Origin of the sequence: Erwinia persicina (assembly GCF_014838825.1) — a bacterium.
Taxonomy (GTDB): domain Bacteria; phylum Pseudomonadota; class Gammaproteobacteria; order Enterobacterales; family Enterobacteriaceae; genus Erwinia; species Erwinia persicina_A.
The window spans coordinates 397049-417070 of sequence record NZ_JACYMO010000001.1 but is presented as its reverse complement, the minus strand read 5'-3'; the positions used below and the strand labels follow the sequence as shown (position 1 = coordinate 417070).

Sequence of the window (20022 nt, the reverse complement as noted above, 5' to 3'; positions counted from 1 at the left end):
CGCTATCCCGGTGATTTTTTCAAGAAAAAGCGGGAATGCGTCAGAAATGCGGGCAGCATCACATCTGCCTCACCGGCCCCATCGATGCCAAACTGTGATTTACTTCACGTTCATCTTTGCCATCCTGCCAGCCCGCCGGTCCCGCTGGCAGTAGTAAGAAGGTAGCGAAAACAGGCTCTTTTACACTGGTGACATCGAATCATCAGGAAGCCATCACATGAGCCTTCGTCACTTTGTTGCCATTGATCTTGGCGCATCCAGCGGCCGCGTTATGCTGGCGCAGCATGACTCACAGAGCGGAGCTATCACCCTTAGCGAAGTCAGCCGCTGCACCAATCAGCTGATCACCGTTCAGCATCGCCAGTGCTGGGATATTGACGCCCTGGAAGGGTTTATCCTTGCCGCGCTGGAAAAAATTGACGCGCAGGGCATCGTGCCGGAAAGCATCGGTATTGATACCTGGGCGGTGGATTTTGTGCTGCTGGATGCGGAGGGGAACCGGGTCGGGCTGCCGGTCGCTTACCGTGACGATCGTACGCACGGGCTGATGGCCCAGGCCTGCCGTGAACTGGGCCAGGAGCAGATTTATCAGCGAACCGGCATTCAGTTCCTGCCGTTCAATACACTGTATCAGCTGCGGGCGCTGTGCCGTGATGGGGCGACCGGGACTGATCGGGTCGCCCATGCACTGATGATCCCAGATTATCTTCATTACCGGCTGACCGGCGTACTCAACTGGGAGTACACCAACGCTACCACGACGCAAATGCTGAATATCAGCAGTGGCGACTGGGACACGGAGCTGCTGCGCTGGAGCGGGGCGGATCCGGCCTGGTTTGGCCAGCCCTCGCAGCCAGGCCAGGGAGTGGGGGTCTGGAACAGTCCAGCGGGTAAGGCCATCCCGGTGGTGGCCGTTGCCACCCATGATACCGCCAGTGCCGTGCTGGCCACACCGCTGACCGGCGACAATGCGGCCTATCTCAGCTCCGGTACCTGGTCATTAATGGGCTTTGAGAGCCTCAAGCCCTGTACCGGCCCGGGGGCACTGGAAGCGAATATCACCAACGAAGGCGGGGCTGAAGGGCGCTTTCGGGTGCTGAAGAATATTATGGGCCTGTGGCTGTTACAACGCGTGTGTAACGAACTGGCCGTCAGCGACCTCTGCCCGCTGATCGCAGAAGCACAGCAGCAACCCGCCTGCCGCTGGCTGATCAACCCCAACGACGATCGCTTCATTAACCCCGCCAGCATGGTGCGTGAGATTCAGGACGCCTGTGCCGGGCAGCGTATGCCAGTGCCCTCGACACCGGCAGAACTGGCCCGCTGCATCTTTGACAGCCTGGCCTTTTGTTACCACCAGGTGCTGCTGGAGCTGGAACAGGTACGGGGAACACGCTTCAGCCAGTTGCACATCGTCGGCGGCGGCAGCCAGAACCCGTTTCTTAACCAGCTGTGTGCCGATGCCTGTGGCATTCCGGTGTTTGCCGGGCCGGTGGAAGCCTCCACGCTCGGCAACGTCGGCAGCCAGATGATCGCCGCCGGTGCCGTCGCTGATGTCACGGCTTTCCGCCAGCAGCTGGCACAGCATTTCCCGCTTACCCGTTATGACTCTCACGGCAGTGACGTATTTCGCCGTCATCTGCCGCGTTTTCAGTCACTGACCCATTCTGTAAAGGAGCTTTGTATATGACTCAGGCCATTGAACAGGCTTTCGCCCTGGCGAAACAGCGCTTTGCCGATATCGGCGTAGACGTGGACGCCGCGCTGGCGCAGCTCGACCAGCTACCGGTGTCGATGCACTGCTGGCAGGGGGACGACGTGCGCGGTTTTGAAAATCCCCAGGGCGCGCTGACCGGCGGTATTCAGGCCACCGGTAACTATCCCGGTCGCGCACGCAATGTGGCAGAGCTGCGCGCCGATCTCGATCTGGCGATGTCACTGATCCCCGGGCCAAAACGGCTGAACCTGCACGCTATCTATCTGGAAAGCGAGCAGGCGGTAAAACGCAATGAAATCAAGCCGCACCATTTTTCTGGGTGGGTAGCGTGGGCCCGCGACCGGCAGCTGGGTCTGGACTTCAACCCCAGCTGTTTTTCCCATGAGCTGAGTGCTGACGGTTTTACCCTGGCCCACAGCAATGCGGAGATCCGCCAGTTCTGGATCGAACACTGTCAGGCAAGCCGAAAGGTATCCGCCTGGTTTGGTGAACAGCTCGGATCGCCCTCGGTGATGAATATCTGGGTGCCGGACGGTATGAAAGATGTGACCGTCGATCGTCTGGCGCCGCGCCAGCGCCTGATGGACTCTCTGGATGAGGTGATCCGCGAAAAACTGGATCCGGCACACCATATCGATGCGGTAGAGAGCAAGCTGTTCGGCATCGGCGCGGAAAGCTATACCGTCGGCTCCAACGAATTCTGTCTTGGCTATGCTGCCAGCCGCCAGACGGCGCTGACGCTGGACGCCGGGCATTTCCATCCGACCGAAGTGATCTCGGATAAGATCTCCACCGCCATGCTCTACGTGCCGCGCCTGCTGCTGCACGTCAGTCGCCCGGTTCGCTGGGACAGCGACCATGTCGTGCTGCTCGATGATGAAACGCAGGCGATTGCCAGTGAAATCGTGCGTCAGCGCCTGTTCGATAAAGTACACATTGGTCTCGACTTCTTCGATGCTTCAATCAACCGCATTGCGGCCTGGGTGATCGGCACGCGTAACGCCAAAAAAGCCCTGCTGCGCGCCCTGCTTGAACCGGTTGATACACTGAAAACGCTGGAAAACGACGGTGACTACACCGCACGTCTGGCGCTGCTTGAAGAGCAAAAGTCCCTGCCGTGGCAGGCCGTGTGGGAGGCCTGGTGCCTGCGCCACGAAGTGCCCGCCGGGGCCAGCTGGTTAGGCGAAGTCCGCCAGTACGAACAACAGATCCTCAGCCAACGTTAAGGTAACTCTATGCATCAGATTCTCAACGCCTGGTTTGTCCAGGGAATGGTAAAAGCAACAACCGATATGTGGCTGAAGGGCTGGGACGAACGCAACGGCGGAAATGTCTCATTGCGCCTGCTGGATGAGGAAGTCCAGCCCTTTGCCGCTGATTTTGACCGCAATCCGCGTACCCTTGAGCTGAGTCAGCCCGCGCCCCTGCTGGCCAATGACTGGTTCCTGGTCACCGGCTCAGGGAAGTTTTTCCGTAACGTGCAGCTGGACCCGGCTGACTGTCTGGTGTTGCTGCGCGTCAGTGAGGACGGGCGGGCGTTCACCATTCACTGGGGCCTGACCCACGGCGGCGTACCGACGTCGGAGCTGGCTTCACACTTCCAGTCGCACAGCGTGCGTAAGCAGCTAACCGACGGCGCAGACCGGGTGATTATGCACTGCCATGCCACGAATTTTATGGCGCTCAGCTATGTAGTCGAGTTGGACTCTGCCCGCTTTACCCGCCTGCTCTGGGAGGGCAGTACCGAGTGTCTGGTGGTGTTCCCGGACGGCGTCGGTATTGTGCCGTGGATGGTGCCGGGCACTGACGGTATTGGCCGCGCGACTGCAGAAAAAATGCAGTCACACTCACTGGTAATGTGGCCGTTCCACGGCATTTTCGGTGCAGGGCCGACGCTTGATGAAACCTTTGGTCTGATAGATACCGCCGAAAAGTCCTCTGAAGTGGTGGTAAAAGTGCTGTCGATGGGGGGCATGAGGCAGAGCATTACCACCGATGAACTGATCGCGCTCGGCGAACGTTTTGGCGTCAAACCCTGGCGCGCCGCGCTGGAAGCGAAGCATAATCATGTTGCGTAAGGCTTTTGTGATGCAGGTACATCCTGACAAACATCAGGCGTATCAGCAGCGCCACAATCCGATCTGGCCTGAGCTGGCAGAGACGCTGAAAGCGCACGGCGCGCACCACTACAGCATTTTTCTGGATGCGCCGCGCAGTCTGCTGTTTGCCGTCGTGGAAATCGAGTCAGAAGCGCGCTGGAATGCGGTGGCGAAAACAGAGGTGTGCCAGCGATGGTGGCAGTCAATGAGCGAACTGATGCCGTCGAATGAGGACCACAGCCCGGTGAGTCAGGCGCTGACCCCGGTATTTTATCTGGACTGAGGTGACAGCAGGGGGCCGATCGCATTGCCGATCGGCCCTTTCCGGTTGTTAACCATTTAACCGCAACTGCGGATAACGCTTCATACTCCACGCACACCACAGCAACGCCAGGGTGCCGATCGCACCGCCGACATAGCCTACGCTGGCCATATTCAGATGCAGACTCACCTGATTGCCCAACAGCGCGCCCGCGCCGATACCAATATTATAAATCCCCGACAGCAGTGACATAGCCACATCCGTCGCATCCGGTGCCAGCGCCAGCACGCGCACCTGGACCGCCAGGCCAATGATCATCATCGCCATCCCCCAGATAATGCACAAGGTGGAAATGGCCAGCGTATGGGTGGCGGATAAATACAGCGACAGCATCGACAGGGTAATCAGCGCAATGGCCCCGAGTAAAAATGTCGCCGGATATTTATTGCCGTAAATACTGAACAGCACGCTGCCGACAATCCCTGCCGCGCCGAAAATGAGCAGCAGGAACGTGGTGAAGCCACCGCTCAGGGCGGCGACGCTCTGAATAAACGGCTCAATATAGCTGTAAGCGGTGTAGTGCGCGGTCACGGTCACCGCAATCAAAATATACAGGGCGACCAGGGCCGGGCGACGGAACAGCATCGGCACGCTTTTCAGCGACCCGGTATGTTCGCTGGGCAGCTTAGGCAGCAACTTCACCAGCAGCAGCATGGTGACCAGCGCCACTGCACCAATAACGGCAAAGGTGATGCGCCAGCCGAGCAGCTGGCCGATCATGCGACCAATCGGCAGGCCGAGCACCATCGCCAGCGCGGTGCCGGTCGCCAGCATACTCAGCGCCTGGGTTTTTTTCCCCGGTGGAGCGACGCGGATCGCCAGTGAGGCCGTGATCGACCAGAAAACAGCATGTGAAAAGGCGATGCCGATGCGCGACACCACTAACGTGGTGAAGTCCCAGGCGACGGAAGAGAGTGCGTGGCTGGCAATAAACAGCACAAAGATCACAATCAACAACAGCCGGCGTTCAATATTACGCGTCAACAGCATCATCGGCAGCGACATTAATGCCACCACCCAGGCATAAATGGTCAGCATCAGGCCGACCTGTGCCGTGGGCATGGAAAAACTGCTGCCGATATCGGAAAGCAGGCCGACCGGAACAAACTCCGTGGTATTAAAAATAAACGCACCAATAGCGAGCATTACCACGCGTAGCCATGCGGTCTTACGGGAAACAGTAGTTGATTGCATTGAAGTTAACGACGTGTTGAGGGAATGTTAACCTGAAAGTCAGGTAAAAGAATAACGCCGGATATTGTCTTTTATTTACCCGCCAGATGAAATAAAAAAATCCACAAAATTGTAAATCAGAATTTTTATATAAACGGGCGTTATGCTGCCGTTATATTTCAGTCGTTAAAATTATGTAAAAAAACTCACACCTTCTTCCTGTCAATAATTGACGCCGCTGCGGCCAGGCCGCAGAATCGCCCGGGAAATGAAACCATCAGGCCAGCGGCAGAGGAAAGGTTAACGTGAGTGTTCTGGACAATGCGTTGTTGAGTGAGATCCTCGATCAGGTTCGCCCGTTAATCGGGCAGGGGAAGGTGGCTGATTACATCCCGGCGCTGGCGGATGTGTCCGCAGACCGGCTCGGCATCGCGGTCTGTATGCTCGACGGCACCGTTTATCAGGCGGGGGACGCAGAGGAACGCTTTTCTATACAGTCCATTTCCAAGGTGCTGTCGCTGACGCTGGCACTGACGCGTTATCAGGACAGTGAAATCTGGCAGCGGGTCGGCAAAGAACCGTCCGGTCAGCCGTTCAACTCGCTGTTACAGCTGGAGCTGGAACAGGGGAAACCGCGAAATCCCTTTATCAACGCCGGGGCGCTGGTCGTATGCGATATGCTGGAAACCCGCCTGACCGCTCCCCGGCAGCGTATGCTGGAAGTGGTCAGGGGTCTGGTGCAGGAGCCTGAAATCGCCTATGACCGCCACGTCGCGCGTTCCGAGTTCGATCATTCCGCCCGCAATGCCTCCATCGCCTGGCTGATGAAATCCTTTGGCAATTTCGACAACGACGTGCCAACAGTGCTGCAAACCTATTTCCATTACTGCTCAATGACGCTGAGCTGCGTGGAACTGGCTCGCTGTTTCCTCTATCTTGCCAATCATGGCAAAGGACCGGGGCAGGATGACGTGATATTGTCGCCAAAACAGACCCGTCAGATCAACGCCCTGATGGTCACCAGCGGCATGTATGACGGGGCCGGGGAGTTCGCATGGCGTGTCGGAATGCCCGGTAAGTCCGGGGTAGGCGGCGGGATCATTGCCGTGGTGCCGGGTGAGATGAGTATCGCCGTCTGGTCGCCAGAACTGGATACGTCGGGCAACTCTTTAGCGGGTACAGCGGCGCTGGAGCGTCTGGCCGAGCGCATCGGGCGATCGATTTTTTAGTGACTAACGGCCTGATGCCGGCAGGAAATCAATTTCCGTAAGTAATAATTGATCTACGTCAAATAATTACCCAGCACAAACTGCTAATATTTCGCGGAGAAAAATAACTATTCGCACAGCAGCAGAACCTGAGAGGGTAAAAAATGACAATTCCGGCACGGCAGTTAACGCTTAATCATCAACTGCGTCAGTTTGGCATGCTGGTTAAACTGGCGATGATACGCAGCACCCCGCAGAGCATTGAAGTCTGGACCACCAGCGGAAACCGGATGCGCTTTACGCCCGCCCAGCAGGTGGAGGCGCAGCTAGTCGTATGATGAACGTCCGACTTTTACTGATCGCCGCCGCGATCATGCTGGTAGTCACCGCGCTGGGTGTGATCACCCAGCCCCTTCCCGCGCTTTACTCCTACGATGACACGCCGTCGACAAAATAATGCCCTGTGGCAGGGCAGGCTGTTCTAAGCGTGCAGATTAAGCTACCCTGGTTAGGTTCCTGCGACGCGTGCGCGTTGCGTTTATACACCTTCACCAGGGAGACAACCTGTGACGTCACTTCCTACGGTCGCCGTGCTCGGTCTGGGCGCGATGGGCCACGCCTTTGCTGCCAATCTTCTGAAAAATAACTTCCGAGTCTACGGCTGGAACCGCACGCGTCAGCGTGGTGAAGACCTGATCCCTGCGGGCCTGATGATGTGTGACAGCGCCAGTGAGGCCGTGGCAGAGGCGGAGGTGGTTCTGATCATGCTCTCCGACGGAGCGACCACGTTGTCCACCTGTGAGTCGATCCTGCCGCAGCTCCGGCCGTCTGCCGTACTGTGCCAGATGGGCACCATCGGCATAGACGCCACGCAACAGCTTATCGACTGCGTTCAGCATACACGCCCGGACGTAGTGCTGCTGGATGCGCCCGTATCCGGCACCAAAGCCCCGGCTGAACAGGCACAGATCCTCGTGCTGGCCAGCGGCGATCGTCAGCGCGCGACCGCCATTGAACCCGTTTTTGCGGCGATTGCCAAAAGAGCAACGTGGCTGGGCGCGGCAGGTGCCGGTTCAAAGATGAAACTGGTGGCGAACGCCTGGCTGGTTTCGATGATGCAGGGCGTGGCGGAAAGCACCCAGCTGGCGCATCAGTTAGGATTTACCCCCGATGATTTCTGGCAGGTGCTGGAAGGTGGGCCGCTGGCTGCTCCCTATGTAAAAGGCAAACTGGCCATGATTACCGACGGGGAGTATCCGGCGCAGATGCAGCTGACTTGGGCGCTGAAAGACGCACGGCTGGCGCTGGATGCGGCGGGCGACAGCACCATGCCCGTGCTGCAAACCATTGCCACACAGTGGCAGGAGGCGGTAGAGGCAGGATACGGTGACAAAGATCTGTCGGTTGTCTATCGCTATCTGCAGGATCAGCAGAATAAAGCGTAAAAGAGGCGGGCAGGGTGCCGTTTATAATTCCCTGCAAATCATCATGATAGGCCCAATAGCCCGTACTGCTTAGTGGGCGTCTTCAAAATTGTATCTAAGTTTGTTATATTATCAAACTCATGTATTTTATAGTTGACTGATTTTTAATGCTTTTTATTGTAGTGATTCGTTCTCTGATGAGCCGAAAAAAGCAAGGATCACATCATGCTTGATATTCGTTTTCCTACCGCCATGCAAATGGTGCTGTGTATCGCTAAGGCGGATAGCGAGGGACTGCGCTGCACCAGTAAAATTCTCGCCGATGGCCTGGATGCTAATCCCAGCTTCGTGCGCAAGATGATGGTGCCACTGACGCGTGACGGCATTATCGTCTCGACACTCGGCCGCTGCGGCACAACGCGCCTTGGCCGCCCGGCAGACCAGATAACGCTGTGCGATATCTACACCTCAGTGATAGAAGATAAGCCGCTGATGGCCGGTCGCCCGGACGTTCCGGCACTCTGTGTCGTTAGCGCCAATGCCTGCTGGTACTTTAAACAGCTGGCCAAAGAAGCCGAACAGGCGTCGCTTGATGTGCTCGCCCGACGTACCGTCGCCGATGCCCTGCGTGAAATTATGCAGCGTAACGACCTTCACCCCGATCAGCGCTGCGCCTCCTGAATACCCCCTGATTTCCCCTGTGCCCGCGGTGCGCGGGGGAAATAGCCTCCCTTAATCTCTCCCGACAGCGGTGCCCGTCCGTTCCTTTACCCTTCCGGCGATCGCACTTAATGCAACAATAAAACTTGCATTATAACGGTGGCTGTCTTACCGTTATTAAGTGCATTCGTTACAGTTGCTCTTTAGTAGCCACCTGCTCAGTCAGAACGACTGCACACTAATGACATTATTGCCTTAATCAATTCAGGGGAAGTCCGATGAGCCATGATGATTTTATTAACGATCTCGTAATGTGGATCGATACGCACATTGAAGGGAAAATGGATTTAGACACCGTGTCCGCACGCGCTGGCTATTCCAAGTGGCACCTGCAACGCATGTTTAAACAGCACACCGGCTACGCGCTGGGTGAATATATTCGTGAACGCCGTCTGAAAAAATCCGCTGAACGCCTCGCACGGGGCGGTGAGCCGATTCTGGACGTGGCGATCAGCTTTGGCTTTGACTCCCAGCAATCCTTCAACCGCAGCTTTAAGCGTCAGTTTGGCCAGTCTCCGGGGGCATGGCGTCGTCAGGTTCAGATCGCCGCGCACGCGGCCTGACAGACGCATTCCCCTGTGGCGTGGGTGGGTATGAAAGTATCCATCCGCGCCAGCCAGGCAACGCTGTTGCTTTTCATTTCTTAACCCGCCATGCCGCCCGTCCAGCATTACGGTCAGATCCTCTCCGTACTCTGAGCGCTTTCCGCGCCAAAAGAAAATAACATTCCCGCATTTAGAATTGCAGACTGACCTTATCTGCGATTGTGCCAACCTTTGCCACTATTGATATTTTACCTGCCGCGCAAAAAACGGAATATTCCCTCTATCAGCCGGAGCGCCTGCCGCTCGCCCTGACCGCCCGACGTTTCGCCGCGTGTCATAAACCCTGTTACGGAGTTTCCATGAGCCAGATTACCTCATTACCGATCCTTGATTTCGCCCAGCTCGACGGTGATGCCGCACAGCAGAAGGCCTTTTTGCAAAAGCTCAGCCGGTCGGCGCGCGACGTGGGCTTTTTCTATCTGATTAATCACGGGGTAGATGAACAGCTGTCGGCACGCGTACAGCAGCTGTCACGCCAGTTTTTTGCACTGCCGGAGGACGACAAGCAGCGGGTATCGATGATCCACTCGCCGCATTTTCGTGGTTATAACCGGGCGGGTTCCGAGGTAACACGCAGTCAGCCAGACTGGCGTGAACAGTTTGATATTGGTGCGGAACGTCCCGCACTGCCGTTGCAAAAGGGGGAGGCGGGCTGGAAACGCCTGCAGGGGCCGAATCTGTGGCCTGAAGCTTTACCCGAACTCAAACCGACGCTGCTGCACTGGCAGCAGGAAATGACCACCATGTCCCAGCGGCTGCTGCGCGCTTTTGCTCAGGCGCTGGAACTGGCGCCGGATGCCTTTGATTCGCTTTATGGTGAAAAGCCTAACGAGCATATCAAGCTGATCCGCTATCCCGGGCAGACCACAGAAACCACCCGTCAGGGCGTCGGCGCACACAAAGACTCCGGCTTCCTCAGCTTCCTGTTACAGGATCAGCAGCGCGGATTACAGGTGGAGGTCGAGCCGGATCGCTGGGTGGATGCGCTGCCGCTGCAGGGGGCATTTGTGGTGAATATTGGTGAGCTGCTGGAGCTGGCCAGCAATGGTTACCTGCGCGCTACCGTGCACCGCGTGGTGTCACCGCCCAACGACCAGGATCGCCTGTCCATTGCGTTTTTCCTTGGCGCACAGCTGGACGCCGTCGTGCCGGTCTTTACGCTGCCGGAAGAGATTGCCCGGCTGGCACAGGGCCCGGCCAGTGACCCGCTCAATCCGCTGCTGCGCGATGTCGGCTGGAACTATCTCAAAGGCCGGCTGCGCTCCCATCCTGACGTGGCAGCCCGCTGGTATCAGGAATTACAACAACAACCTCAACATACGGCTTAAACAAGGAAACACCATGACACCTCAGGCTTCATTTTCTCTGGCAGGGATCGCGTTATCACTGACGCTGGCTTTTTCCGCTCAGGCGGCGCAACCCCTTCGCGTGGCGGCCGATGCCGTCCCGCACGCTGAAATTCTTAACTACGTGAAGAAAATCGACCCCTCGCTGGATATTAAAATCATTGAGCTGACCAGCGGCATCAACGCCAACGAGCTGCTGGCACACGGGGACGTGGACGCCAACTACTTCCAGCACGTGCCTTACCTGCGCGATCAGGAGAAAGCCCTGGGACAGACGTTTACCGTCGCGGCCACGGTACATATTGAACCGCTGGGGATCTACTCACGTAAAGTGAAAAGCCTGAAGGATGTGCCGGAGAAGGGCACCGTGGCGGTACCAAACAATGTTACCAACCTCAGCCGCGCCCTCTATCTGCTGCAAAGCCAGGGGCTGATCACGCTGAAACCAGGGTTCAGTGACCCGGCAAAAGACCAGGCCACGCCGAAAGATATTGCCACCAATCCTAAGCAGCTGAAGATCCTGGAAGTGGAATCCCCGCAGATCCCCCGGGCGTTGGACGATGTCGATCTGGCCGTTATTAACGGTAACTATGCGCTGGAAGCGGGGCTTAATCCGGCAAAAGACGCGCTGGGGCTGGAGTCAGCCAAAAATAACCCGTACGCCAATATTCTGGTCACTACGCCGAAACTGGCGAACGACCCCCGTATCATACAGCTGGCTAAAGATCTCCAGTCGAAGCAGGTCGCTGAGTACATTCAGCAGACCTATAAAGGCTCGGTGATCCCGGTGACAGGGCAATAAGATGATTGAGATTGAGAATGTCACCCGCCGCTATCATCCGGACCAGCCCCCGGCGCTGGATAATGTTTCGCTGACCATACCGGACGGCTCGATTTTTGGCATTCTCGGCCGCAGCGGGGCGGGAAAGAGCACCCTGATCCGCTGCCTTAATCTGCTTGAACGGCCGGACGCCGGGCAGGTCCGTGTCGACGGCCAGGATATTACCGGGTTGAGTCAGTCGGCTCTGCGCCGGCAGCGGCTGCGTAGCGGTATGATCTTCCAGCATTTTAACCTGTTGCATTCGCGCAGCGTGGCGGGAAACGTGGCCGTACCGCTGGAAATAGCCGGGATGAAATCCGCCGTGCGGCAGGCGCGCGTAGCTGAGTTACTGGCCCTGGTGGGGCTGAGTGATAAAGCGGAGGCGTTTCCCTCCCAGCTTTCCGGGGGACAGCAGCAGCGCGTGGGCATTGCCCGTGCGCTGGCGGCCAGGCCGGACTACCTGCTGTGCGATGAGGCCACCAGCGCGCTGGATGTCGAGACCACCGCCTCGGTGCTGGCGTTGTTGCAGGAGATTAATCAGCAGTTCGGACTAACCATCGTGATGATCACCCATCAGCTGGAAGTGGTGAAGGCGATCTGCGATCGCGCTGCGCTGCTGGAGGGGGGCAGGATCGTCGAGAGCGGGGCGCTGAGTACCCTGCTGCGTCAGCCGGACTCAGTATTGCGCAACGCACTGCTTCACGACCCTGCCGCTGAACGGCGTTTCCTGCAGCGTCACGGTATTCACGGAGGTGAACTGTGCGCGGTAGCCTGAATCTGGATGAACTCTGGTCGCTGATGTCGGCGGCCACGCTGGAAACCCTGTATATGGTTTCCCTGGCCGGTCTGTTTACGCTGCTTATTGGTCTGCCGCTGGGGGTGCTACTGAAAGTGGCCCGTCACGACGGCATTTTACCGTTACCGCGTCTTAATGCCGTGCTGGGAACTGCCGTCAATATCGGACGTTCACTGCCGTTTGTGGTGCTGCTTATCGCCCTGATCCCGTTAACCCGCCTGATAGTCGGTACGACGCTCGGCAGCAGTGCTGCCGTGGTGCCGATTGCGCTGGGGGCTATCCCGTTTTTTGCCCGTATCGTTGAAAACGCGCTGGATGAGGTGCCAAAAGGCCGCATTGAAGCGATGGAGTCCATGGGCGGCAGTGGCTGGCATGTGGTCAGTAAGGTGCTGCTGCCGGAAGCGCTGCCGGCCCTGCTGGCCGGGATGACGCTGACGCTGGTGATGCTGATTGGCTTTTCATCCATGGCCGGAGTGATCGGTGGCGGTGGGTTGGGGGATCTGGCGATCCGCTACGGTTACCAGCGCTTTAATCAGCCGGTCATGATCGCGACCGTGGTGATGCTGGTACTGATGGTGCAGGGGGTTCAGATGGCCGGTGACCGGCTCGTGCGGCGTCTGGCTCATCGCCGTTAATTCAGCAAAAATCCCGGCCCGCATAGTATACTGTCTGAATTCGCTTCACTTTTTTCCTTTCGGACAGGACAGGTCATGGAAATACGGAACGTTAATCGGGCGCAGTTATGTCAGGCAACCAGCTATGGGCTGATTTTTATTGCGCTGTTTGCCATCTTCCCGCTGCGTTTGTTGCCCTGCTTTCTGGCAGGTTTTATCGTTTATGAAACCATCCTGGCACTGACGCCACTGGTGGAGCGGCTGGTGAAGGGGCCGATCGCCCGCTGGATCAGCATTATGTTCCTCAGCGTGGTGATTATTCTGTCGCTGGTGACCGGTATTACCAAGCTGATCGGCTTCCTGCTGCATGACTTCCAGAATCCCGCCGCGTTTCACGCCACGGCCAGTAAACTGCTGGAAGATGCCCAGCATACGCTGTCGCCGGTGATCACCCGCTATCTGCCTTCCGATATCGACGAATTGCAAAATCAGGTCGTCGCCTGGCTGCGCGAACATCTGGTGGTGGTGCAAACCTTCGGCCGCAGTGCCGCCCACACCTTTGCCACCATGCTGATCGGCATGCTGCTGGGAGCGATCATCTCGCTGCGCATCAGCAGCGGCGTGCGCCCGGAAGCGCCGTTAAAGCAGGCCATGCTCGATCGCCTGACCACCCTGGCGGCGGCGTTCCACAACGTAGTGTTTGCCCAGATCAAAGTCTCGCTGGTCAACACAGTTCTCACCTGCGGTTTTCTGTTTGGCGTGCTGCCGCTGTTTGGCCTGCATTTTCCGTTTGCCAAAACCGTAGTGGTACTGACCTTTATCGCCGGACTGTTGCCCATCATCGGTAATCTGATCTCGAATACGGTCATTGTGCTGATCGGTCTCTCTATTTCGCTGGAGGCGGCGCTGATTGCCCTGATCTACCTGGTGCTGATCCACAAGCTGGAATACTTCATTAACGCACGCATTTTTGGCAGCCGCATCAGTGCAAAAACCTGGGAGATCCTGCTGGCAATGCTGGTGTTTGAATCGGCCTTTGGCCTCGCTGGTGTCGTAGCGGCCCCCGTGTATTACGCCTATCTGAAGGCGGAACTGCGCGCGTCGAGACTGATTTAACGCGATTTCTGGCCGGCTGATACCGGCCCTGACGGAAAACTCCCATGTCTTTGCTGGCCACGCTGTTCCATCAGATCCTGATTGCTTTGCCGCTGTTCGTGCTGATCGGGCTGGGCTGGCTGCTGGTGCGCTGGCGTCAGTGGCCGGACAGCATCACCAGCGCTCTTAACCGCCTGGTGTTCCGCGTGGCTCTGCCCGTTATGCTTTTCCGTCTGATGTGTGATTTTTCCGCCGGGCCGCCGGTCGATGCCCGCCTGCTTATTGCCTTCTTTGGCGGCTGCCTGCTGGTGTTTGCCTTTGGCAGGGTGGTGGCATCACGGCTGTTTAAGCTGGATGGCGTGTCCGGGTCGGTTTTTGCCCTGGGCGGTATCTTTTCGAATAATGTGCTGCTTGGCCTGCCGATTGCGCGGGTGATGCTCGGCGATGCCGCCATCCCGTCCGTCGCCCTGGTGCTGGTTTTTAACGGACTGATCCTCTGGACGCTTGCGACGGTATCGGTGGAGTGGTTCCGGCACGGCGCGCTCAATCTGCGCGGCTTTGGCCAGACGGCCGTCAGCGTGCTGAAAAATCCGCTGATCATCGGCATCCTTTCCGGCACGCTGTTCAGCCTGACCGGCCTGCCATTACCGGAATTTATCGACCAGCCGCTGAGTATGCTGGGGCAGATTGCCGTCCCACTGGCGCTGGTTGCGCTGGGTATGAGCCTGGCGGGGTATCGCATCAAAGAGGGGCTGGCCATCAGCTATGCACTGAGCGCCATCAAACTGATTGTGCAGCCGCTGGTGGTGTGGGGGCTGGCGTGGATAACAGGGCTGCCCCCGCTGGAGAGCAAAGTGGTGGTTCTGCTGGCCTCTATGTCCGTGGGCGTGAACGTCTATCTGATGTCGCAGCAGTTTAATGCCCTTACCGGGCCTGCGGCGACCAGCATGCTGTTGACCACGCTTTTTTCGGCAATAACCACCCCAGTGCTGATGATGACGATGGACTGGGTGTATGGGTGAGCGAAGATAACCTGACGGTCGTCAGAAGGGTATGTCGCTGGGGACGCGTTGAATGACAAAGGCTGTGCAAAGCCATTCACGGCAGTTCAACGAGTATGTCTGAGAGATGATGATAAATAATCAAGGCTAAGGAAGATGTCTTTATGCGGACTGTTATTGTAGTGCCATATGATGATAAATGGCCTGAGATGTTCGAAGCTGAAAGTTTACTGATAAAGGCATTACTCGGTGCAGTGGCTGTGAGTGTCCATCATATTGGCAGTACGTCAGTGCCAGGCCTCTCTGCAAAACCCATCATCGACATACTGGTGGAAGTTACCGATATAAATGAACTGGATACATACAATCTTGCTATGGTCAGTGCAGGGTACATTCCACGCGGTGAGAACGGCATTCCGGGGCGCAGATATTTCATTAAGGGAAGTGGTCAGCGTAGTCATCAAGTGCATGCGTTTGCCATAGGCGATCTGCAGGTATTAAGACATCTTATTTTTCGTGATTATCTTAGAAAAAATAGAGATATTGCAGGGGAATATGCTGAGATAAAACACTCGGCAGTGTTACTCAGTCAGAACGATGTTCACCGCTACAGTGCGCTTAAAGCGGACTTTATAGCGCATCATCTACGGCTGGCGCTGACTGCCTGAGGTTCATCACTGAAGCGGATCGGCACTCAGCAGCGCCGTCACCCTGCGCAGCGCATGGAGTGCTGCAGTGTGGATCACTGTTTCTGGCGGCCCCGCGATCTGCTGAACTTCAGCGACGGTCCGCTCTCCCGGTAATCCCCATGCAAACCACACCGTACCGGCGGGGGTGCCGTCCTCTCCGCCTTCCGGTCCGGCATAACCACTGATGGCCAGACTCACCGCTTCGCCCGACAAACGCTGTGCGCCCACGACCATTTCCCTGACGGTTTCTTCGCTGACCGCGCTGTACGTCTTCAGGGTGATTTCGCTCACGCTTAGGATACGGTGTTTAGCAGAATCGCTATAGGTGACAAAACCCGAGGTGTAAAATTCGCTGCTGCCTGATGCCGCGCCCAGCGACATGGCGACCAGCCCGGAGGTACAGGACTCCGCCGTCGCCAGCCGCAGTCCTTTTGCCTTTAACCGCGCACCGAGCGCTTCGGCAGCCTGTAACAGTTGTTGATCCATAGGGCTCCTTATAAACCATCGGGGCTACCCTTTGCGGCAGGCAGCCCGGGACGATCGGGGTAAAAATGACCGGCACGGTTATGCCGTCGGTCTGATAAGGCGGATGGCGTGTTCCAGTACCTTTTGCTCTTCGCGGTCAGCGTCAGACCGTAACTGACGCGTCTGTTGTAGCAGGTCGGTGAGGGTGCTTCGCTGGGTGTTTTTACCATCTTCTGCCAGCACGATCACGGCGTCACCAATCACGCGACACACCTCATCATAATATTCTTCACTGAGCACATCTCGTTTCATCGGCGTTCCTCATTTATATACCGTTCTGATACCTTTTTCATTGTAGACAACGTAAATTGCCTTGCAGAAATAATTGTGTTCAGTACGCAATGAAATAAACAGCCTCACCGTACGGTAGCGATGCGCTAAATAAACCACACCCGAATTTCATATCAGAAATCGTGCACTTCTTCGCTTCGCTTAAAAATAAATTAGGATTTTTCTGAAATGAGTGAGGTGGAAATAAATAACCGCAGCGCAACCATTTCACTTTCGCTTTCATGTGCCAGGCTTAATCCTCATATACCCAGGAGGAAGAATGAAATCAGTTATCTTAACAGCAGTGTTATTAGCGGTGACCGGTTCAGCAATGGCAGAAAAAGGCGGCTTTGAAGCCGGTGAGCAGGCTCCCCCGGCTCACAAGCAGGATGCCGGCTATAAGGGCACGGAAGACACCACGGAAAGCCAGGTAAAAACCCTGCGGGATATGAAAGAAGGCAGCTGGGTCACGCTTGAGGGCAATATTACTGAAAAGCATTCCGACGATCGCTACACCTTCAGGGACAAATCAGGCTCTCTTCCGGTGACCATCAGCCAGAAGGTGTGGAAAGAGCGAACGTATAATGCCGCCGACCTGGTCCGCATCAGCGGGCGCACGGAGGGCCAGGGCAAAAATATAGCCCTTAATGTCGAGCGCCTGGATGAACCTTAAACAGCGGGCGTGATGTCCGGCGCGGCGGGTGGAAGAACAGACACCCTGACAGGTGATCACATGACTGAAAAAGAGCCCCCTGTGACCCCACGCGGCGTTGATGAACGTCCACGCTGGATCGCTATTGAGCAAAAGATCAGGGCCTGGGGCACCCTGTTACTTTTTATCTTTACCTGCGCAGGCGCGCTCGGTCTTTTTTCAAAAGGCTATCTTAGCGAAGGCGTGGTGGCAAACTCCACCGGCGATCTTAGCGTAGAATATGAACGCTTTGGCCGGATAATCAGCGATATGGACCTGAAGGTCACCTGGCGGGGAAGCGGGGGAACCGGCTCCACGCTGACCCTCGGCGGGGATTTTATGGATCGCTTTGAAGTCCTAACCCTGCATCCCCGTCCGCTGCGTGCTTACAGCCGCGATAGCCAGCTTATTCTTGAATATCCTGCCAGCGATGCGCAGCACATTCATACACTGTGGATCGGTGTGCAGCCCCGTCAGGCCGGAGTGGGCCGGGCAACGTTCCGCGTTGACCGCAAGGAGCCCGTGACCCTGTCCCAGCTGATCTATCCGTAACGGGAGCAGACTATGGAAACCGTACTTCGCGCCGTGGGGATCTACTTTATTCTGCTGATTGTCTTTCGTATCGCCGGCAGGCGGGCGCTTTTGCAGATGACCTCATTCGACCTGATCCTGCTGCTGATTATCAGCGAGGCAACTCAGCAGGCGCTGCTGGGCGATGATTTTTCGGTTACCGGAGCGGCCCTGACCATTATTACCCTGGTGGTGTTAGACATCACGCTGGGCTATATCAAGAAAAAGACCGGGTGGTTTGATTATCTACTGGATGGCTCTCCGGTTATTCTGGTGGAAAATGGCAGGGTGCTGGAGAATAAGTTGAAAAAATCCGGAATAACGCTCGATGATATTTTAGTCTCTGCCCGGACTAATCAGGGGGTGTATGAGATAGCCAAAATTAAATTCGCCATCCTGGAGAAAAACGGTCATATATCCATCATCCCCTTTGACCAGTAGTGTCCCGAATGGGCGTCCACGTTCCCACGCCAGTGCCCACAGACAGGCAAGTTATTGATCGTTTTTTCCGGCATGGTAGCCTTCAGCCAGCAGCGCGGTGGTGGGGGATAGCAGATAGCTGGTGGGGGAGAAACAGAAATGTACGGCCGGTAAAAAAATACCCGGTATACACCGGGTGGTATAATCTGCACCATTAACGGAACCAGCAACGATCCCGGCCGTAAGAATAGCCTCAGGTAGCAAAAGCGCCAGTCCGCTCGCAATAAATATTTTCACCGTCTTTTTCCCTTTCACAAAGCGTGATGAATGTTACGATTCCGTTAAATTTCGATTGCTGAAAAATCATTTATTTCATTATCCTCAACATGCGGTTGTAGCATTTCATTTTTCCAGCCGCAGATACGTTGCTGCCTCTGGAGATGATCATGAAAACGATAAAAAAACTGCTGCTTGTCGCGGCGTTAAGCTGCTCTTCGTCCGCTATGGCGGAAACCATTGGAGTGTCGATGGCCTATTTCGATCAAAACTTCCTGACGATTATCCGCCAGGCCATCGATAAGGAAGCCCAGGCGCGTGGCATCACCGTGCAGTTCGAAGATGCGCGCGGGGATGTAGGCCGCCAGACGGATCAGGTACAGGCCTTCATCAGCGCCGGAGTGGATGCCATAATTGTTGATCCGGTAAACTCTGCCGGGACACCGGCCATGACGAAACTGGTCAGTCAGGCGAACATTCCGCTGGTCTATGTCAACCGCACGCCGGGCGATAAGACACTGCCGCCGGGCGTGGTATTTGTCGGCTCCGACGAAAAACAGTCGGGAACGCTGCAGATGGAAGCGCTGGCGCGTCTGGCCAATTATCAGGGCAATGTCGGCGTGATGATTGGTAACCTCAGTGACGCGGGCGCACTGCAGCGCACCCGGGACGTGGAGCAGGTGGTGGCTAAATACCCGAAAATGAAAGTGGTCCAGAAGCAGACGGCAAACTACTCCCGCAGCGAGGGTATGGACCTGATGTTGAGCTGGATCACCAACGGTGAAGCGATCGATATCGTCGCGGCTAACAATGATGAAATGGCCATCGGGGCCATTATGGCACTTGACCAGTCGGGCAAGAAAAAGGGCAGCGTGCTGGTGGGGGGTATCGATGCGACACCGGACGGACTGAAAGCGATGGCCTCCGGCAAGATGCAGGTGACGGTTTTTCAGGATGCGGTCGGTCAGGGTAAAGCCTCAGTGGCGGTGGCCCAGCGCATGATAAAAGGGGAGAAGGTGGACTCCTATCACTGGATCCCGTTCGAGCTGGTAACGCCGGAAAACATGAAACATTACGCGGAGAAATAATCCCTTCCTGACGCGCGGCCTCCCGACAAAGCCGCTGCGTTTTCTTCTACGCCTGGCGTTCACCGTTTGCTAAACTGCGCCCATGAATAAGAAACTGATTATTGCCGCCATCCTGGCGCTGGTGGCCAGCTATGCCGGGCTGCGCGAACACGGGCAACCGCAGCAATCCGCCGTCCCGACTTCAACGCCAGTATCTGCGCCCCAGTCCCCGGGCGATGACATCAGCGTGCTGACGCAACAGCAGCGCGTGGCAGACTACCTGCGTCAGCATCGCCAGCTTCCTGGCTACTACATCCGCAAAGGGGAAGCGCGTCAGCAGGGCTGGGACCCGTCTAAAGGCAATCTGTGTCAGGTGCTGCCGGGGCGGGCGATCGGCGGCGATCGCTTCAGCAACCGGGAAGGGGGCCTGCCGCAGAAAAGCAGCCGGCGCTGGTTCGAGGCGGACGTTAACTACGCCTGCGGGCGACGCGGCACGGATCGCCTGCTCTATTCCAGCGACGGTCTGATTTACGTCACCCGTGACCACTATCGTCACTTTCAACAGGTGAACTGA

At 56.7% G+C, this 20022-nt stretch carries 26 protein-coding genes; 22 read left to right on the top strand and 4 right to left on the bottom strand.

Translation table 11 applies throughout. The features are described from left to right. The first annotated feature begins 217 nt into the window (after positions 1–217). The 4 genes from rhaB to rhaM are packed head-to-tail and all read left to right on the top strand — an operon-like array spanning position 218 to position 4099. Positions 218–1690: a rhamnulokinase gene (gene rhaB / locus IFU29_RS01935; RefSeq protein WP_191932425.1), complete on the top strand. Its 1473-nt coding sequence runs from the start codon at positions 218–220 to the stop codon at positions 1688–1690. After that, positions 1687–2943, top strand: coding sequence for an L-rhamnose isomerase (locus IFU29_RS01930; protein ID WP_191932424.1), 1257 nt, complete (start codon positions 1687–1689; stop codon positions 2941–2943). Before rhaB ends, IFU29_RS01930 begins: the two co-directional genes overlap by 4 nt. Positions 2944–2952: 9 nt before the next feature. Next, the gene (rhaD, locus tag IFU29_RS01925; RefSeq protein ID WP_191932423.1) at positions 2953–3795 is read left to right on the top strand and encodes a rhamnulose-1-phosphate aldolase; all 843 of its coding nucleotides are present in this window, start codon (positions 2953–2955) and stop codon (positions 3793–3795) included. After that, on the top strand, positions 3785–4099 hold the full coding sequence (rhaM, locus tag IFU29_RS01920; RefSeq protein ID WP_191932422.1) for an L-rhamnose mutarotase: 315 nt from the start codon (positions 3785–3787) through the stop codon (positions 4097–4099). Before rhaD ends, rhaM begins: the two co-directional genes overlap by 11 nt. Before the next feature lie 48 nt (positions 4100–4147). Here rhaM and IFU29_RS01915 read toward each other — a convergent pair whose 3' ends face one another. Beyond that, positions 4148–5332, bottom strand: a complete 1185-nt coding sequence (locus tag IFU29_RS01915) for a sugar transporter (RefSeq protein WP_062743214.1) — start codon at positions 5330–5332, stop codon at positions 4148–4150. Positions 5333–5616: 284 nt separating this feature from the next. Here IFU29_RS01915 and glsB point away from each other — a divergent pair, with 284 nt between their 5' ends. The 13 genes from glsB to IFU29_RS01855 all read left to right on the top strand — a co-directional run bounded on the left by glsB (position 5617) and on the right by IFU29_RS01855 (position 15608). Then, positions 5617–6540, top strand: coding sequence for a glutaminase B (glsB, locus tag IFU29_RS01910; protein WP_191932421.1), 924 nt, complete (start codon positions 5617–5619; stop codon positions 6538–6540). A 143-nt stretch (positions 6541–6683) separates the two neighbouring features. Beyond that, the gene (locus IFU29_RS01905) at positions 6684–6857 is read left to right on the top strand and encodes a hypothetical protein (protein ID WP_191932420.1); all 174 of its coding nucleotides are present in this window, start codon (positions 6684–6686) and stop codon (positions 6855–6857) included. After that, positions 6854–6976: a hypothetical protein gene (locus tag IFU29_RS22630; protein WP_274604274.1), complete on the top strand. Its 123-nt coding sequence runs from the start codon at positions 6854–6856 to the stop codon at positions 6974–6976. Before IFU29_RS01905 ends, IFU29_RS22630 begins: the two co-directional genes overlap by 4 nt. 109 nt (positions 6977–7085) lie before the next feature. Then, positions 7086–7964: an NAD(P)-binding domain-containing protein gene (locus IFU29_RS01900; RefSeq protein WP_191932419.1), complete on the top strand. Its 879-nt coding sequence runs from the start codon at positions 7086–7088 to the stop codon at positions 7962–7964. A 204-nt stretch (positions 7965–8168) separates the two neighbouring features. Further along, the gene (locus IFU29_RS01895) at positions 8169–8624 is read left to right on the top strand and encodes an RrF2 family transcriptional regulator (RefSeq protein WP_191932418.1); all 456 of its coding nucleotides are present in this window, start codon (positions 8169–8171) and stop codon (positions 8622–8624) included. Between the two features lie 257 nt (positions 8625–8881). Next, positions 8882–9226 (top strand): helix-turn-helix domain-containing protein, encoded by a 345-nt coding sequence (locus tag IFU29_RS01890; RefSeq protein ID WP_062743218.1) that lies wholly within the window; start codon positions 8882–8884, stop codon positions 9224–9226. 341 nt (positions 9227–9567) lie between these two features. Then, positions 9568–10596 carry an isopenicillin N synthase family dioxygenase gene (locus IFU29_RS01885; protein WP_191932417.1) on the top strand — a complete coding sequence of 343 codons (1029 nt, stop codon included), beginning with the start codon at positions 9568–9570 and terminating at the stop codon, positions 10594–10596. Positions 10597–10609: 13 nt separating this feature from the next. After that, positions 10610–11416 carry a MetQ/NlpA family ABC transporter substrate-binding protein gene (locus IFU29_RS01880; protein ID WP_191932416.1) on the top strand — a complete coding sequence of 269 codons (807 nt, stop codon included), beginning with the start codon at positions 10610–10612 and terminating at the stop codon, positions 11414–11416. 1 nt (position 11417) lies between these two features. Continuing rightward, entirely contained in the window at positions 11418–12209 is a 792-nt protein-coding gene (locus IFU29_RS01875; protein WP_191932415.1) for a methionine ABC transporter ATP-binding protein, read from the top strand. 23 nt (positions 12210–12232) lie between these two features. After that, on the top strand, positions 12233–12865 hold the full coding sequence (locus IFU29_RS01870) for a methionine ABC transporter permease (protein ID WP_194710611.1): 633 nt from the start codon (positions 12233–12235) through the stop codon (positions 12863–12865). 75 nt (positions 12866–12940) lie between these two features. After that, the gene (locus IFU29_RS01865; protein ID WP_062743222.1) at positions 12941–13960 is read left to right on the top strand and encodes an AI-2E family transporter; all 1020 of its coding nucleotides are present in this window, start codon (positions 12941–12943) and stop codon (positions 13958–13960) included. 44 nt (positions 13961–14004) lie between these two features. Continuing rightward, positions 14005–14961 carry an AEC family transporter gene (locus tag IFU29_RS01860; RefSeq protein WP_191932413.1) on the top strand — a complete coding sequence of 319 codons (957 nt, stop codon included), beginning with the start codon at positions 14005–14007 and terminating at the stop codon, positions 14959–14961. Between the two features lie 143 nt (positions 14962–15104). After that, positions 15105–15608 (top strand): GrpB family protein, encoded by a 504-nt coding sequence (locus tag IFU29_RS01855; protein ID WP_191932412.1) that lies wholly within the window; start codon positions 15105–15107, stop codon positions 15606–15608. Between the two features lie 6 nt (positions 15609–15614). Here IFU29_RS01855 and IFU29_RS01850 read toward each other — a convergent pair whose 3' ends face one another. Together IFU29_RS01850 and IFU29_RS01845 are read right to left on the bottom strand one after the other, a co-directional pair. Next, positions 15615–16115 (bottom strand): CinA family protein, encoded by a 501-nt coding sequence (locus IFU29_RS01850; RefSeq protein ID WP_191932411.1) that lies wholly within the window; start codon positions 16113–16115, stop codon positions 15615–15617. A 78-nt stretch (positions 16116–16193) separates the two neighbouring features. Then, on the bottom strand, positions 16194–16406 hold the full coding sequence (locus IFU29_RS01845; RefSeq protein WP_191932410.1) for a DUF2767 family protein: 213 nt from the start codon (positions 16404–16406) through the stop codon (positions 16194–16196). 298 nt (positions 16407–16704) lie between these two features. Between IFU29_RS01845 and IFU29_RS01840 the strand changes: the two genes are divergently transcribed. Genes IFU29_RS01840 through IFU29_RS01830 form a run of 3 tightly spaced genes read left to right on the top strand, consistent with a single transcriptional unit; the run spans position 16705 to position 18126 of the window. Then, positions 16705–17097 carry a YgiW/YdeI family stress tolerance OB fold protein gene (locus tag IFU29_RS01840; protein ID WP_191932409.1) on the top strand — a complete coding sequence of 131 codons (393 nt, stop codon included), beginning with the start codon at positions 16705–16707 and terminating at the stop codon, positions 17095–17097. Between the two features lie 60 nt (positions 17098–17157). Further along, positions 17158–17667 (top strand): hypothetical protein, encoded by a 510-nt coding sequence (locus IFU29_RS01835; protein WP_191932408.1) that lies wholly within the window; start codon positions 17158–17160, stop codon positions 17665–17667. Between the two features lie 12 nt (positions 17668–17679). Next, a complete protein-coding gene (locus IFU29_RS01830) occupies positions 17680–18126 on the top strand; it encodes a DUF421 domain-containing protein (RefSeq protein WP_191932407.1) in 447 nt (148 codons plus the stop codon). A gap of 51 nt (positions 18127–18177) precedes the next feature. Here IFU29_RS01830 and IFU29_RS01825 read toward each other — a convergent pair whose 3' ends face one another. Further along, positions 18178–18402, bottom strand: coding sequence for a hypothetical protein (locus tag IFU29_RS01825; protein WP_191932406.1), 225 nt, complete (start codon positions 18400–18402; stop codon positions 18178–18180). Between the two features lie 149 nt (positions 18403–18551). Between IFU29_RS01825 and IFU29_RS01820 the strand changes: the two genes are divergently transcribed. Both IFU29_RS01820 and IFU29_RS01815 read left to right on the top strand, forming a co-directional pair. Continuing rightward, positions 18552–19469, top strand: coding sequence for a sugar ABC transporter substrate-binding protein (locus tag IFU29_RS01820; RefSeq protein WP_191932405.1), 918 nt, complete (start codon positions 18552–18554; stop codon positions 19467–19469). An 82-nt stretch (positions 19470–19551) separates the two neighbouring features. Beyond that, on the top strand, positions 19552–20022 hold the full coding sequence (locus tag IFU29_RS01815) for a ribonuclease domain-containing protein (protein WP_191932404.1): 471 nt from the start codon (positions 19552–19554) through the stop codon (positions 20020–20022).